The sequence below is a fragment of the Halobacillus sp. K22 genome (assembly GCF_052246795.1).
Taxonomy (GTDB): domain Bacteria; phylum Bacillota; class Bacilli; order Bacillales; family Halobacillaceae; genus Halobacillus.
This window is the reverse complement of the sequence record NZ_JBQQCN010000014.1, coordinates 55111-70659: the sequence shown is the minus strand read 5'-3', so window position 1 is coordinate 70659 and position 15549 is coordinate 55111. Positions and strand designations below refer to the sequence as shown.

General features: G+C 42.0%; 12 protein-coding genes. 8 read left to right on the top strand and 4 right to left on the bottom strand.

What is annotated here, in order from left to right; all coding sequences use genetic code 11:
* Nucleotides 1-3: 3 nt before the first annotated feature.
* From safA to ACTWPM_RS11590, 3 genes are all read left to right on the top strand, one after another.
* Complete coding sequence (gene safA / locus ACTWPM_RS11600) at nucleotides 4-627, top strand: SafA/ExsA family spore coat assembly protein (RefSeq protein WP_443133201.1); 624 nt, start codon at nucleotides 4-6, stop codon at nucleotides 625-627.
* A gap of 252 nt (nucleotides 628-879) precedes the next feature.
* Nucleotides 880-2067, top strand: a complete 1188-nt coding sequence (locus ACTWPM_RS11595) for a NupC/NupG family nucleoside CNT transporter (protein WP_443133234.1) — start codon at nucleotides 880-882, stop codon at nucleotides 2065-2067.
* A gap of 268 nt (nucleotides 2068-2335) precedes the next feature.
* Nucleotides 2336-3766 (top strand): aldehyde dehydrogenase family protein, encoded by a 1431-nt coding sequence (locus ACTWPM_RS11590; RefSeq protein ID WP_443133200.1) that lies wholly within the window; start codon nucleotides 2336-2338, stop codon nucleotides 3764-3766.
* A 406-nt stretch (nucleotides 3767-4172) separates the two neighbouring features.
* Here the strand turns inward: ACTWPM_RS11590 and ACTWPM_RS11585 are convergent, their stop codons facing one another.
* Nucleotides 4173-5534, bottom strand: a complete 1362-nt coding sequence (locus ACTWPM_RS11585; protein WP_443133199.1) for an MATE family efflux transporter — start codon at nucleotides 5532-5534, stop codon at nucleotides 4173-4175.
* 225 nt (nucleotides 5535-5759) lie between these two features.
* Between ACTWPM_RS11585 and ACTWPM_RS11580 the strand changes: the two genes are divergently transcribed.
* The 5 genes from ACTWPM_RS11580 to ACTWPM_RS11560 all read left to right on the top strand — a co-directional run bounded on the left by ACTWPM_RS11580 (nucleotide 5760) and on the right by ACTWPM_RS11560 (nucleotide 11775).
* Entirely contained in the window at nucleotides 5760-6833 is a 1074-nt protein-coding gene (locus tag ACTWPM_RS11580) for an undecaprenyldiphospho-muramoylpentapeptide beta-N-acetylglucosaminyltransferase (protein WP_443133198.1), read from the top strand.
* 206 nt (nucleotides 6834-7039) lie between these two features.
* The gene (locus ACTWPM_RS11575) at nucleotides 7040-7462 is read left to right on the top strand and encodes an ATP-binding protein (protein WP_443133197.1); all 423 of its coding nucleotides are present in this window, start codon (nucleotides 7040-7042) and stop codon (nucleotides 7460-7462) included.
* 4 nt (nucleotides 7463-7466) lie between these two features.
* Nucleotides 7467-7820 carry a hypothetical protein gene (locus ACTWPM_RS11570; protein ID WP_443133196.1) on the top strand — a complete coding sequence of 118 codons (354 nt, stop codon included), beginning with the start codon at nucleotides 7467-7469 and terminating at the stop codon, nucleotides 7818-7820.
* A gap of 796 nt (nucleotides 7821-8616) precedes the next feature.
* Nucleotides 8617-10884: an RNA polymerase recycling motor HelD gene (gene helD, locus ACTWPM_RS11565; RefSeq protein ID WP_443133195.1), complete on the top strand. Its 2268-nt coding sequence runs from the start codon at nucleotides 8617-8619 to the stop codon at nucleotides 10882-10884.
* 60 nt (nucleotides 10885-10944) lie between these two features.
* Nucleotides 10945-11775 (top strand): aldo/keto reductase, encoded by an 831-nt coding sequence (locus ACTWPM_RS11560; RefSeq protein WP_443133194.1) that lies wholly within the window; start codon nucleotides 10945-10947, stop codon nucleotides 11773-11775.
* A gap of 26 nt (nucleotides 11776-11801) precedes the next feature.
* Here ACTWPM_RS11560 and ACTWPM_RS11555 read toward each other — a convergent pair whose 3' ends face one another.
* The 3 genes from ACTWPM_RS11555 to ACTWPM_RS11545 are packed head-to-tail and all read right to left on the bottom strand — an operon-like array spanning nucleotide 11802 to nucleotide 15525.
* A complete protein-coding gene (locus ACTWPM_RS11555) occupies nucleotides 11802-12941 on the bottom strand; it encodes a Ger(x)C family spore germination protein (protein WP_443133193.1) in 1140 nt (379 codons plus the stop codon).
* Entirely contained in the window at nucleotides 12938-14044 is a 1107-nt protein-coding gene (locus ACTWPM_RS11550; RefSeq protein WP_443133192.1) for a GerAB/ArcD/ProY family transporter, read from the bottom strand. The genes ACTWPM_RS11555 and ACTWPM_RS11550 overlap by 4 nt, the downstream gene beginning before the upstream one ends.
* Entirely contained in the window at nucleotides 14041-15525 is a 1485-nt protein-coding gene (locus tag ACTWPM_RS11545) for a spore germination protein (RefSeq protein WP_443133191.1), read from the bottom strand. The genes ACTWPM_RS11550 and ACTWPM_RS11545 overlap by 4 nt, the downstream gene beginning before the upstream one ends.
* Nucleotides 15526-15549: the final 24 nt, after the last annotated feature.

Genomic DNA, 15549 nt, shown 5'->3' with positions numbered 1-15549 from the left:
TACGTGAAAAAATGGTTATTGATAGGCGTCCTTATATTATCAGCCGTTATGTTTATGCAAAGCCCTCAGCCTACCCAGGCTGCTACAGACACTTACGTGGTTAAGAGCGGCGATACCTTATGGAAAATATCCAAGCGTTATCAAATTGGTCTCTCAGAGATTATAAACGCGAACCCTCAGTTTAATAATCCAGATTTAATCTACCCTGGAGACCGAGTGACGATTCCGTTAAAAAGACAAGTAAAGTCAACGGAGCAGCAGGTCATTGATTTAACGAATCAGGAGCGCGCTCAACAAGGATTGCCTGCCCTAAAGGAAAATTGGCAGCTTTCCCGTGTGGCTCGCTATAAGTCCAGAGATATGGCGAATAAGGGATATTTTTCTCATAATTCCCCAACATACGGCTCTCCCTTTGACATGATGAGAGACTTTAATGTATCGTACCGCAGAGCAGCGGAAAACATCGCCGCCGGCCAGAGTACTCCAGAGCAAGTTGTAAACGGCTGGATGAACAGCCCAGGGCACAGAAAGAATATTCTGGATCCGAATTTGAAGCAGATTGGGGTCGGCTATGCTAAAGGTGGAAGCTACGGTCATTACTGGACCCAAATGTTTATTACCCAATAGTTATAACAGTTTCAACCTCCGGTGGAAATAAGCACCGGAGGTTTTCTCTTTTTTAAGCATCATCTCTCACGTAAACTAGGGTGTGAGAAGATGATAAAGATGAATTAAGTGAAAATTGCGTATATGTATGATACCTTGCATGACGTCTGACAACCTGTTAAAATCCAAGATAGAATATGTTTATGAAAGCATTTTCATTTTTCGTTTTCATTTTTTATTATATTAGGGGAGGAACCAACAGTGAATAATGTTATAGGGGTTTTATTAGGAATTGCAGCTGTTGCAGTTATCTTAGGAATTGCGTTTCTTATGTCCAATGATCGTAAGAACATCAATTATAAGGGTGTAGGAATTATGCTGGCCGTTCAGCTTGTTCTTACAGCATTCATGTTCAATACTACAGTTGGACAGCAAATTATTAAAGGGATCTCATGGGTGTTCAACCGTTTAATTGAATACGGAACAGAAGGAGTTAACTTCGTTCTTGGTGGCGTACAAGTAGGAGATAACGGGGTGTTCTTCTTTAATGTACTACTGCTTATTATATTCTTCGCAACGATCCTTTCAGTATTAACGTATTTGAAGATTTTGCCTTTTATCATTAAATATTTGGGTTGGGGCTTATCAAAAATTACTGGCCTTCCAAAAGTAGAATCTTTCAACGCTGTAAATAGTATTTTCTTTGGTCAGTCAGAAGCACTTATTGCTATTAAATCACAGTTCCATAATCTAAATGATAACCGTCTTTATATTGTCAGTGCATCGGCTATGGGGTCAGTTTCTGCTTCTATTGTGGGAGCCTACTTAGGGATACTCCCCGATGAGTATATCCTGGTTGCTCTTCCGTTAAACATGTTTAGTGCACTAATTGTGGCTTCCATTATTGCTCCGGTTAATGTTCCTAAAGAAGAAGATGAAGTAGATATCCAGGACGTTTCTAACGCGAAAAGCTTTTTCGAAGCGATGGGAAATGGAGCGCTTGATGGCGGTAAAATTGCTTTAATTGTTGCTTCTATGCTTATTGCGTTCATTGCTTCTCTTGAGCTTGCTAATGCCGTCTTTGGTGCCATCTTTGGTGGCTTTACACTACAGCAGCTGCTTGGTTACATTATTGCGCCAATCGGCCTGCTTATGGGTATTCCAGCGGCAGAAGTAGTCGACGCTGGTGCCATTATGGGTACGAAAATTGTAACGAACGAATTTGTAGCGATGCTAGAATTCCAGGGAATGCTTGAAGGAGTTTCCGAGAAAACAGTCGGAATCGTAACTGTATTCCTGACCAGTTTCGCTAACTTCTCTAGTATTGGAATCATTGCAGGTACCGTTCAGGGAATTGACGCTGAAAAAGGTGGACGAGTGTCCGGTTTCGGTCTGAAGCTTCTAATCGGTGCTACTCTTGGTTCTATGCTTTCTGCAACAATTGCCGGTATCTTCTTATAAAAATGTAAAAACTGTGCGGGTTTCCCGCACAGTTTTTTTATATCTTTTTTCCATAAGCTCCGGCTTTTGTAAGGATCAGTTACGATACAAATTTAGAAAAGATGGTGGTCGGGATAGCAGAGCTTGCGACCTAATCCATCAAATTCAACGGAATGAATCACATCCCTGAGGAGGTTCGACTAAGACCGCCACGTCATGCAGGGTAACGTTTATGATTCACATATAAAGGAAATATAGTAATAGATTCCATATGAAGGAGAGATCATTAATGGTAAAAAGCTATAAACTTTATATTAATGGAGAATGGATCGATACGGATGACAAATTAGAAGTACTTAATAAATATACTCAGGAAACTTACGCAGAGGTTGCTAAAGCTTCTGAAAAAGAAGTGAATCAGGCAATTGAGGCAGCTCAGGAGGCGTATAAAAATCGCCAGATGACCCCTTATAAACGATATGAAATTTTAAAACGGGTTAGTGAACTGTTGGTTGAGAATAAAGAAGAACTAGCGAAGAATATGACTATGGAAGCCGGAAAGCCATTGAAACAGACGCGCACAGAAGTTGACCGTGCCTCTCAAACGATTGAGTTATCGGCAGAAGAAGCAAAACGAGTCCATGGGGAAGGTGTGCCGGTTGAAGCAGCACCGGGCTCGGAGAATCGAATGGCCTTTACGATCAAAGTGCCGGTGGGTGTGGTCGGAGCGATTAGTCCGTTCAATTTCCCAATTAATCTGGTGGCTCACAAAATTGCTCCTGCTATTGCCGGTGGAAATGCGGTGGTCTTAAAACCAACAAGTAAAACGCCGATTTCAGCTCTTAAACTGGCAGAGTTGTTTGAAGAAGCGGGTCTTCCGAAAGGATTCTTAAATGTAGTGGTCGGTTCTGGCTCTACTGTAGGGAACCAGATGATGGAAGATTCAAGAATCAATATGTACACGTTTACAGGAAGTGCGAAAATCGGTCTGAAGCTGAAGCAAAATACAGGCTTGAACAAACTGATCCTGGAACTTGGGAACAACTCTCCTGTCATCGTGGACAAGGAAGCGGATGTTGATGCAGCAGCAGCCAATATTGCTGCCAAAAGTTTCGCTTTCGCTGGTCAGGTTTGTATCTCCGTGCAGAGGATCTATGTTCATGAAGAAGTGAAGGAAGAATTCCAAAATAAGTTGGTAGAATCGATTAAGGACCTTAATGTAGGGGATCCGAATGACCCGGAAACAGATGTTGGCCCGATGATTAGTGAGGAAGAAGCCAAAAGGGCGGAAAGCTGGATTGAAGAAGCAAAAGATGCTGGAGCTCAAGTCTTTTATGGTGGTGAAAGAGAAGGTGCTTTATTAAAACCGACTGTGATGACCGACGTGAAAAACGATATGAAAGTCGTTTGCGAGGAGATATTTGCACCAGTCGTATCCATGATTCCTTTTTCCGATATCAAGGAATGTATTAATGAAGTGAATCAGTCTCAGTATGGACTGCAGGGCGGTATATTCACTCAGAATCTTGATACGGCTTTCTATGCGGCTAAAAATGTGGAAGTAGGCGGACTCATGATCAATGATTCTTCTCAATATCGTGTTGATCTAATGCCTTATGGCGGCGTGAAATCAAGCGGCTGGGGCAAAGAAGGACCGAAGTACAGCGTTGATGAGATGACCGAAGAACGATTAGTCGTAATGAACTTAGCTCAAAAGTAAGGCCTTTGATATCGTTGATTTTCATAAGCAGGTATTAAACTAAAGAGCGGTTTTCTGTAAGACTCAGTTTTAAGATGAATTGGGTCCGTTACAAGATGAGGATGGGGCTGGTGGGGAAATAACTCGCTTTCCTATGGGGGAACGGTGAGCTTCCTCGCTCGTTTCACTCCCTGCGGGATCTCACCTGATTCCTTCTCCCATGGGAGTCTCGCCATTTCCCCACCAGCCCAGCCAAGGGAGAATAACGGACCCTTCCAGAAGAGAGAATGCTCTCCTTCTAAATAGGTCCTAAATGCTTCTATGACAAGTCTTCCACAAACGGGAGCTTTACTGTAATTGAATAGGGAAGTTTATCAAAGCCAAGTAAAATTAAAGAGTCCTTCCAGATAGTGGAGGGACTCTTTTCTTATGCTGGTTGTTTTTTGGCGACATTTTTACGCTGCAAGGAGAGCATGCGGAACAAGAGAGCGATGGCTCCTACCGTCAGTCCGATGATCAAGCTCATCCAATAACCGTAAGGACCAAGACTCGTATAGTTCGCTAACAGATATCCACTTGGAAGCCCGATCACCCAATAGGATATGAACGCCATGACCAGGGTAATGTTCACATCTTTATACCCGCGGAGAACTCCTTGGATAGGGGCTCCAAACGCATCGGACAGCTGAAAGAAGATCGCAAAGAAAATGAAGTTTTTCGTTAATTCGATTACCGTTTCATTCGAACTGTAAAGTCTTGCTACTGAATCGTCCATAAGGTACAGGACGAGTCCAGCAATCACGGACATAGCGACAGCCGTCCCAATACCTAGATAGGAATAGGTTCTTGCATCCGTAAACCTCCCAGCTCCTGATTCAAAGCCGACAGCAATTGTAAGAGTAAACGCAATACTTAAAGGCATCATGTACAAAAAGGAGGCAAAATTAATCGCTGCCTGGTGAGCGGCAATAGTATTAGTATCATAAGCGGTCATGAAAAAAGTAACAGCTGCAAATATACTAGTTTCAAAAAAGATCGCAAAACCGATCGGGACCCCAATTTTTAACTGGGCCCACCACTCTCTTAATGAAGGCGCCATCCATCCTTTGAATATACGATAATGTCTTAATGGATAGAGCCGGTGGATGGTAATGATAACTAAAATAAATGATACAAAATAAGTGAGAGCAGACGCTACTCCTGCTCCTATTCCTCCAAGTTCAGGTGCACCCCATTTGCCAAAAATAAACATGTAATTAAATAAAATATTTGTTGGGAGTGTTAGCAGGATAATGGTCATCGAAATTCGCGTCAGCCCAAGTGCATCGACAAAGGAGCGCAGAATATTGAAGATGAATAATGGAATAATGCCGATTCCTAAGGTGATTAAGTAATATTTAGCTACATATCGGACAGAAGGTTCTATGTTCATGAGAGAAAGGATGGGATCCAATAGGAAGAATCCAATCGAACCAATCAAAATAGCTAGGAGAAACGCGAGATAAACCCCCTGTTTAACGGAAAAAGGGATTTCTTTTTCCTTGCGTGCTCCTTTTAATTGAGCCACAATCGGGGAAATAGCCATGAGTATGCCGTTTAGTCCCGTGAAAACGGGCATCCATATGCTCGCGCCAATCGCTACTCCAGCTAATTCATCTGGACCTGCCTGTCCGGCCATCACGGTATCAAAGAAATTCATCGCATACATGCCGATTTGAGTAATTAAAATTGGAAACAGGATTGTGGAGAATAATTTTATTTTTTCTTTTATGGTATAGGTTTGATACATAGAGACCGTCCTTTTCTGTTACAATTCCTTTAGAGGAATGGCTGTAAGTGAAGATGCTTATATTTAATCGTTGGTTAGAGCATACATTTTGCGGTTATGTATCGTAAAGATCCGCGGAAACAGGTTAGCACCAGATGTAATTCAGCTAAAAGGAATACGAGGATTATAGCATAGATAAGAGGGGCAAACCTAGCACGAATAGGATAGAAAGGACGTTGGAGGAGAATGAGTGAAAAACGAATATTATTTACAGGCGGAGGGACCGCTGGCCACGTAATCGTAAACTTAGCATTAATTCCTGAGTTTCAAAAGCGAGGGTATACGGTCGATTATATTGGTTCTTATGAAGGAATTGAACGACAGCTGATCGAATCAATCAATGGAGTAACGTATCATGGTATCTCCACCGGAAAACTCAGGCGTTATATTTCAAAGGAGAATCTTAAAGATCCGTTCAAAGTAATGAAAGGATTGCTCCAGGCGTTCTCCATTATTGGAAAGCGAAAACCTGCAGTTATTTTTTCTAAAGGTGGATTTGTTTCCGTACCAGTGGTTGCTGCAGCTAAATTGAAGAGGGTGCCGACCATTATCCACGAATCGGATTATACACCTGGCCTTGCGAATAAACTGTCGTTCCCCTTTGCTAAAAAGGTTCTGGCTACCTTTCCAGAAACAATGGACTATCTGCCGAAAGATAAAGCAGAGTTTATTGGTGCAGTAGTGAGAGAAGAATTATTTCAAGGTAAGCGCTCAAAAGGGTTGTCTTATTGTAATTTCCATAAACAGAAACCAGTGATTATGGTGATGGGTGGAAGTACGGGCTCGAAACGTCTGAATGATGCGATTCGAAACAATTTAGATGCTTTATTAAAAAATGTACAAATCATTCATATTTGCGGGAAAAATCATAAGGATTCATCGATTAACCGGGCTGGTTATGCTCAGTTTGAGTACGTAAATGAAGAATTGAAAGACCTGTTCGCGGCTTCTGATTACATTGTCTCTCGAGCAGGATCGAATGCCATATTCGAATTTCTAGCTCTTCATAAACCGATGCTTCTTATTCCATTATCAAGAAAAGTCAGCCGTGGGGACCAAATTTTAAATGCTGACTCATTTGTAAAGCAAGGGGTTGCACACAAGGTTGAAGAAGAAGAGTTAACAGATGATCGATTTTTAGAGGAAATCCACCGTTTAATGGAAAACAAGCAATCACTAATCGATAAAATGAAGCACTATCAAAGCGGGCAGACTAAAGAAAAAGTCATTGAAATTATCCAGGATTTTGAAAATAAATAGTTGCGACAAGGCAGTATGAAGGCTGCCTTGTCGTTTTTATTTAATTTTATAGGCTGAAGACCTTTTCAATTTCATATTTTTGGGGAATACGTTCCATAAGACACTAAGTTTTTTCCATTCAGCAAGGCACATATCCGTTATAGAGAGAAAGCAAGGTTTATGAAAAAGCTAAGCGGGGATCAACTTTGCAGAGGAGAGGTTGGAAGATGAAAACATCTTATGAAGTGAACATCAACCACCCCAAAGATTTGTGTGAAATAAGAGATGAAGTTTACCCACACTTAACATCTGTCTTTGGCAAGGATCAACTATTAGTGGATGCTTCTATTTCAGAAGCTGTCACCAATGCCTGGAAGCATGGGCACCATGAGAGTAGTGAAAAACCTATCAAACTTAAGATCTTATTTTTGAATAGGACGATGCTTGTCAGAGTCCAGGATCACGGGGATGGTTTTGATTGGAGACCTTACCAAGTTTCGAGCGATGTTAAACACTGGTTTCCAAAAGTAGAAGATTTGGATGAAAATGGACGTGGGATAACATTAATGCTTAGAGTTATGGATAAAATACGGTATAATGAAAAGGGAAATGAATGTGTGTTAATGAAAAAATACCTTTTTCAGGAGTAGATCAATGAACACGAACATTTGTCGTTACTGTTACAAAGAGATTAGGGACCGTGATGAACTTATAACGGCTTCAAACTGGTTCAGGGTACGGCCCTACCACTATCGCTGCTTTGAACTGCTCGAGCACGATACGAAAACCATTGCCGGCGCCTGGACCCCGGTCAATGGACTAACTGGAATGGTTACTACGGTTTTAATGCTTATCTTGACTGTCCTTATGTTTACTACCAATCTTCTTGGATTTATCGGAGATATTTTAGGGCTAGTTGCTTTATATCCTATATTCTTACGCGTCTTTTCCTTCGCCGTTTTTGAGAGTCGGCTTCCAAAGTATGTAGAAAACAAAAAGCGTCAATAAGCGTGAAGAGCTGCCTATAATACAATGGGCAGCTTTTTCTTTTTTTATGGAAATTAATGATTGCGCTTCCAAATGTTATATGGTAATGTAGTAATCCTCTGAAACAAAGGCTCTATTAAACAATGTAGTTGATTTTTCATCTAAAGCTTATTAAGCTAAAGGGCCGTATAGTTGAAGACTCAGTTTCGAGATATTGTGTAGAGAAAGGGGCTCCAGGGAACGACTCGCTTTCCGCGGGCATGTGGTGAGCTTCCTCAGGCTTCGCCTTCCGGGATCTCACCGAACATGTTCATCCCGCAGGAGTCTTCGCCGTTCCCTTCCGCCCCTTTGCAATCATTGAGAGCTCAAAAATTCTCTGCATAAACGCCTTCCAATGAACAAGGATCATCTATGATTCACACTGGTCTTTACGTGTATACAGATGTAGAAACCCTGTTATATGAGCATTGGAAGCAGATGCATCATGGCTTCTATCTCCTATAGCAGGGTCCGTTCACAAGAAATGGCTGGGTTGGTGGGGAAATGGCGAGACTCCCATGGGAGAAGGAACTAGGTGAGATCCCGCAGGGAGTGAAACGAGCGAGGAAGCTCACCGTTCCCCCATAGGAAAGCGAGTTATTTCCCCACCAGCCTCTTCCAAATATAGTAAAGGGCCCCGATTATCTCGAAACTGAGTATTACAGAAAAGGGAGCTTTACTTTAAGAATCAACGCGGAGATTTAACAGAACCTATTATAAAATGGAAATTTCCAAGACTTCTCTAAGCCAGTCCTATACAAGGGAAGGAGAATGACCAATGTCCGGTAAACACCCCGATTATCCTCAAGAATTAGAACGCTTATCTTTTACAAAAGCATATATGGACCAGATGATCGCTGCTCAGGAAACAGATCAGGAGACGTTAAAGAGACGTCAGGAGGATACATTAGCCAAACTTGACTTCAAAGACAGCAGTCTGCGCTATCAAGAGATGCTCTCTCACGCGAATTTTATGAAAATGTCTGCCGACCAGCTGGAAAGCCTGCACCGTCTCCGTAAGAAACCTTACTTTGCCCGCATCGATTTTCACCGAAAAGAAAAACCCGACAGAGAAATATTTTATATAGGGAAGATGTCATTGTTTGATCGTGAAACACAGCTTCCGATTATTTTGGACTGGCGTTCTCCTCTTGCGAACGTTTACTATGAAGGACGAATTGGGGAAGTCAGTTACGAAGCAGAAGGAGAACGTTATGAAGGAAGTGTTTCCCTTAAGCGACAATATCAGATCGAAGACGGCGAACTGGAGAATTTTCGAGATATTGATATCACCACAAAAGATGACCTTCTCCAGGACTCTCTTTCACAAAATGCAGAAAACCGGCTGACTGAGATCGTAGCAACCATTCAGGAAGAACAAAATGAGGTCATCCGTGCGGATCTGCGTAAACCGATTATTGTTCAGGGAGCAGCAGGAAGCGGCAAGACCACGATTGCATTGCACCGGATATCTTACTTTCTTTATTCGATGAGAGATATATTCAAACCAGAAGAAATGCTGATTCTAGCTCCTAACCAGCTGTTTATTCAGTACATATCAGAAGTACTTCCGGAGCTTGGAGTTCACAAAGCCAGACAGACTACCTTTATCGAATTTGTACAGGATGTTACGGATATAGCCTGGCCGGTCACCACTCAGCATGTGAACCTAATGAACACGGTGGAATCCGGGAACTCCGGACATTCAACCGAGCTTTGGTCGGCAGGCTATAAAGGTTCCGAGGCATTTAAAGACGTGATGGAACAGTTCAGTAGGTATATTCGTTCAGGCTATACGATTCGTGAAGATTTTCGATTGGCAGGCTTCAAATTAAAGAGTGCGAAAGCCATCAATCAACTATTCTTTAAGCACTATAATTATTTCCCTTACGAGGTAAGAGTGCAAAAAATTAAAGCCGTCCTTCGCAGTGAACTGAATCGGAAAAAGAAACAGATTCTCTCAGCTCTTGCAAAAAAATATGACGACCAGCTGGACCGTGCACTTTTCGGGATGAAAGATCCTGAAAAAAGGAAGAAGCGTGTCAGTTTCTTAATTACAAGGAAAGAAGAAGCACTGGAAGAGATTAAAAAGGAAGCTAAAACCGTTCTCCAGAAATTTATGAAAAACTATCCTAAGTGGGAGCTGTTGGATGCGTACGTTCATTTATATGAGGAACGGATTTTTCGTTCGTTCATTGAAGAGGATACGGAAGAGCTTAAACAAATGAGGGCCTGGACAAGACACTACTTACGGAAACAGAAGCTTCAGTCGGAAGATTTAGCAGCTCTTCTTTATTTAAAAGCGTATCTTACCGGCATCGCTAAAGAAGATCAGGCGAAGAAAGTCGTCATTGATGAAGCGCAGGATTACAGTTTTTTTGAGTTGTACAGTCTAAGGCATGCGTTTCACACAGACTTATTTACTATTGTAGGTGATCTGGCTCAAGGTATTTACCGCTATAGAGGTTTGAAGGAGTGGGAAAGCCTAATGGGCGGTGTGTTTCAAAACGCCAACTATCTCAAACTGCAAAAAACGTATCGAACAACGATTGAAATTATGAACCTGGCTAACGACCTATTGGATTTAATGCCTGAAAACCTTCCAAAAGCAGAGCCAGTGGTCCGCCATGGAGAAAAACCTCAGTTTATTAAGCGAAATCACGAGTGGCAGGAAATATTCGCAGAAAAGCTGCAGGAACTGAAAAAGGGTGGAATGAAGAGTTTTGCCGTTGTAACGAAAACGCATAAAGAAGCCGTGCTTGCCGCTGAGCAATTGGATCGTATCGGAGCAGGTTTTACAATGTTTGACGAGACCCAAAATCAAATGGCTGACTGCATGATTTTACCCGTTTATTTAGCGAAAGGCTTAGAGTTTGACGTCGTCTTCCTATTTAATGAAAGTCACTCCTATCAAGAGACATCGCTCGATGTGAAGCTTTTATATGTCGCCATGACCAGACCGCTGCACCGCTTATTCTTCATCGGTGAAAACCCAGAGGAATTCCTTCTTGATCACGCTGCTCCTGAGTCCTTTGGGTATGTTTGAAGGTCTTACAGCCAAGGGTAATCTACTAAGATGAAGTTATTTAAAGGAGTGAAGAATCCAGTGAGTTTAACAGAAACGGTAACATTGAACAATGGAATACACATGCCGAAGCTCGGCCTAGGCGTATATAAAATGGAAGAAGAGCAGGAAGTGGTCCGAGCGGTTAAATCAGCCGTGGATATTGGATACAGACATCTGGACACCGCTTCTTTTTATGGTAATGAATCGGGCTTGGGAAGAGGAATCCGCGAGTCCGGTGTGCCAAGAGAAGAATTATTCATCACCACAAAAGTATGGAACGATGAGCAAGGCTATAAGGAGACGCTTGAAGCATTTGAACGCAGTTTAGACCGGCTTGGTCTTGAATACTTAGATCTTTACTTGATTCATTGGCCGGTACCAGGAAAATTTACAGACACATGGAAAGCAATGGAGAAACTATATCGTGATGGCCGGGTTAAGGCAATAGGAGTTTGTAACTTCATGGAGCATCACTTAGATGAGCTTATGAAGGAAGCGCAAGTGAAGCCTGTTGTGGACCAGGTTGAGTTCCACCCTCGTCTCTATCAGGAAGATCTGTTGAGGTACTGCCAAGACCGGGATATCTTACTGGAAGCATGGTCTCCGCTGGCACGTGGAAACTATTTTGATGAACCTGTGCTTCAGGAACTTGCTGCGCATTATAAGAAAACGGCAGCTCAGATCATTCTGCGCTGGCACTGGCAGCATGGAGTAATTATTATCCCTAAGTCTTCTAATAAGAATCGGCAGGCACAAAATGCTGACTTGTTTGACTTTTCTTTAACAAATGAGGATATGGAAAACATTAATGCTCTTCACACGGGTGAACGAATCGGAAAACATCCCGATGAATTTGATTATTTCGGTTAGACCTGGACTTCTCGTCCAGGTTTTTTTTATTCAGCAATCCCATGGCGCAGAAGTTTCATATTTACATCAAAAGATATATTTAGATCGGAAATTTGCTGGCGCCAGTTTTCTTTTGTTACGCGATTTTCACGATTTTTGGCATTGTAGACTTTTCCGAAACCAATAGGATCCACTTGGTTTTCTTTTAATACGTCCAGGAATTGTTCAAGATCTGCTTTTACTTTCTTCTCTATTTCTTTTTCTAGCTTTTTGATCGCTTCTTTATTTTTTAAATCTATCTCCTTCGTAATTTCCAAAAGCCTTGCTTCCATGGTTACTTTTATCCTCTGTTGGGTCGGCTCCCCCTTTTTGGGATCGATGGTCAATTTACTGTCAATTTCATGAAGGGAAAGGTGAAGCGGACCATCTTCAGAAGATCCAGAAGTCGCCTTATGAAACTCTTTTAATGCTTCATCAGGAAGCTGAAGTTGAAATTGGCCATCCTTATATTCATTTTTTAATAACAACAAGTAGAAAATGTCCTGCGACGATAGTTTAGCTGTATATTTATCATCCTGGAAGAGAGCCAGACCGCTGATGATCGCTTTTCCATCTTTAGTGGACAGCATTGGGAGTGTAGGATCAATCCCCACATCGTTATAATCATGTATATACGTTCGGAGGGTTGCATCTGGCAGAAGATCATCTTCTATGTTTTTCTCAATCATTTTCTTAATATATTCCCCGGAATTTGAAGCTTCTTTGGTGTTGGCATTCAACTTCAATAAATCAGCCGTTGGCTCCTCACTCACTCCTAACAGGCCCATATCAGAAACTTTGGCATCTCTTTCCAAGGTATCCATATATCTGGTCATTCCCTTGGAGGCTAACTGATCTTGAAAGAGTTCTAATCTTACCTGACCGGAGACTAATCGATGACTCGTCATCTTGTTCGCTTCTAAGCGGAGGCCTTTTGAGGTAGCTGCCTCACTCGTTACCACTTGAGAAGCACTGGTAGTAGTTGGATCAAACTGATACATAACCATCGTCCCTCTTAAAGAACTCTCCCCTGCCTGGTCGTATCCTACAGCGGTAATGATGCCTAGTTTTTCAATATAACTTTTGGGGATGCAGCCGGTGCACAAGAAAGTGAGAGAGACCATTATGATCAATCTTTTGTAAGTCATGCGGAATTTTCCTTCCTGTATCTTTTTCTAATGAGTACAAGGGGATAGAGAATAACCGGATATACAAGCACAAGCCAGAAACCGAGCGTTGAGGTCCAGTCCGTTAACTGATTAATGTGCACGCGGTATTCGATTAGAATAGAAGCGAGAAACAGTAAAAGAGCAACGCCATATATACTTGGTTTCTCAGGCATTTGAAAGAGACGTTTTAGTGAGTGAACCAAGGCCCAGCAAAATAAAACGATATTGGGGATAATCACCATCATCCATAAAGCAATGGCGATAAAATCGAATCGTTCTACAATGGGATAGCTGATGATTTTAAATAAAGAAAGGGTGGCCCAGACGGTTTCTTTAAGCTGTTCAGGACTGAAGTAACCAATCGACACAACCGTTACGAGTAATATTAAGAAGGTTGTTAATGCTAAACCGGCATGGAGCGGCAGGGCGATGTTCTTCTTGTTCTTAATATAGGGATAAACAAAAAATAAAATCTCCAGCCCCAGTACAGAATAAGCCGTTTTATAAGCTCCTTTCAGCAAGTCAAGAGCACCGGTTTGAAGAATAGGAGTAAAATGAGCCCAATCCATATAGCTGATCGGTTTTGAGATTGTAATCACCATCCATATGGTTAACAGGAAAAAGATAAAGCTCGTTCCAACTACCACTCGGAATCCGCCAAGAACGGCATAGATCATAAGAGATAGTAAAAACGCACTCATAAGCCATACAGGAATCTCTGGAAAAATAAATACTTGAACGACCTCTATATAATTCTTTATAACGCTCAAAAGTATGAAAAAAAGGTAGATGACATACACAATTCCCAGCGTTTTCCCCAGCCACCTGCCAAATACATCGCACTGGATCCCGATAATATCCGCATTGTCATACTTTCTTAAAATTAAAATCATAATCCAGGCTACAAAATGCAGATAAACACCGGCTAATAAAATAGCAATCCAGGAATCAGCTCCTGATTCTGTGAAGATGACACGCGGGACTCCCATGAGTCCCGCCCCGATTTGTAACGTATGCACGATGAAAAAAAGATAGAAAGCTTCTACAGCTCTATCTGGCTTAATAATCAAATTGGTATTCATGAAGGATCCACATCTTTTTTCTCAGCCGCCTTACTCTGATCATAGCGTTCTGTATCTTTAGGCATGACATTCAAAGGCCGGGAATTATTTTTTTGAAAAGGAAGCCTTATAAGAGAGTCATTGATGTCCTTCCACTGGAATGGGTAGATAGGAGCAAGGTAAGGTCTTCCAAGCGATTTTTGTTTTAATAAGTGAATGATGATAAAGCTGAGTGCAAACATAATGCCTATTAACCCCCATGCTCCGGCAAGGATAATCATTGGAAAGCGGATGATACGAATCGCCGTCCCCATTAAATAGCTCGGAGCTGTAAAGGAAGCAAGTGCACTGAGCGCAATAATGATGATCAGAATGTTACTGGTGAAACCGGCTTTCACAGCTGCCTGTCCTAATACAATACCACCCACGATACCCATGGTTTGACCAACTTTTGTCGGTAGCCGGGCTCCGGCTTCACGTAACAATTCAATCAGCATCTCCAGGAGCAGCGCTTCGAGTACAGGTGGAAAAGGCACCATGGCGCGCGACTGCCCGAGTGACACGAGCAGAGAAGCAGGGATGATTTCATAATGGTAGGTAAGCGCAGCTACATACATAGGTGTGAGTATAATCGAAAGAGCCATGGCGACAAAGCGTAAAACCCTTATGAAGCTCCCCATATTCCAGCGCATATATAAATCTTCGGTAGATTCAAAAAAACTGAACAGTGTCATTGGACCAATAAGAGCGGTTGGACTTTTATCCACGAGTACCCCCACGCGCCCCTTGGAAATAGAGTTGCAGAAACGATCGGGAAGCTCGGTATTAATAAGCTGTGGAAAAATAGAACTGGAGGAATCCTCAATCAACTGCCCGAGTACACTGGTATCTTCAATTTCCGCCACTTTTAAATCTTTAATTCTTTGACGCATAGTATCTACATTTTCTTCATTAGCAAGTGATTTCAAATAAACGATTCTTATCTCACTTTTAATCCGCTCACCTACAATAAGCTTTTCAACGACTAAATCATCAATGTCCAGTCGCCAGCGGATGACATTCAAGTTGGTAACAAGAGACTCTGTAAACGCGATCTGCGGACCGAATACGAGAGATTCATTTTCCGCACGATCAAGCGCGCGCGTTTCCTGCTGAGGAAGAAGAAAAGCCACGGCTTCTTTTTCGCCAGGAAGGTAAACAACCACATTTCCGTGGATGATGTGCTCAGCAATTTTTTCAATCGAAGTAACGGACTGGGAAGAGGCAAGAGGGATTTTATTTTGAAGGTCGTGAACCGACCACGGCTTCTCAGATTTCGTGAGGGGCTCCAGCAGTTCTCTTTCCAAACGGTCTTTTTTAATTTGATAGGAAATAAAATGAAGCACTACTTCTTGTCCTTTTATTTGGAAGACTTTCTGAATAAGGTCAGGGCTTTCATTAAAATGTTGTTTTAAACGATCCAGATAGTTATCTAACTGTAACGGAAGCGTTGAATGGTCCATTCTATTCCCTCCTTTTGCAAGCGT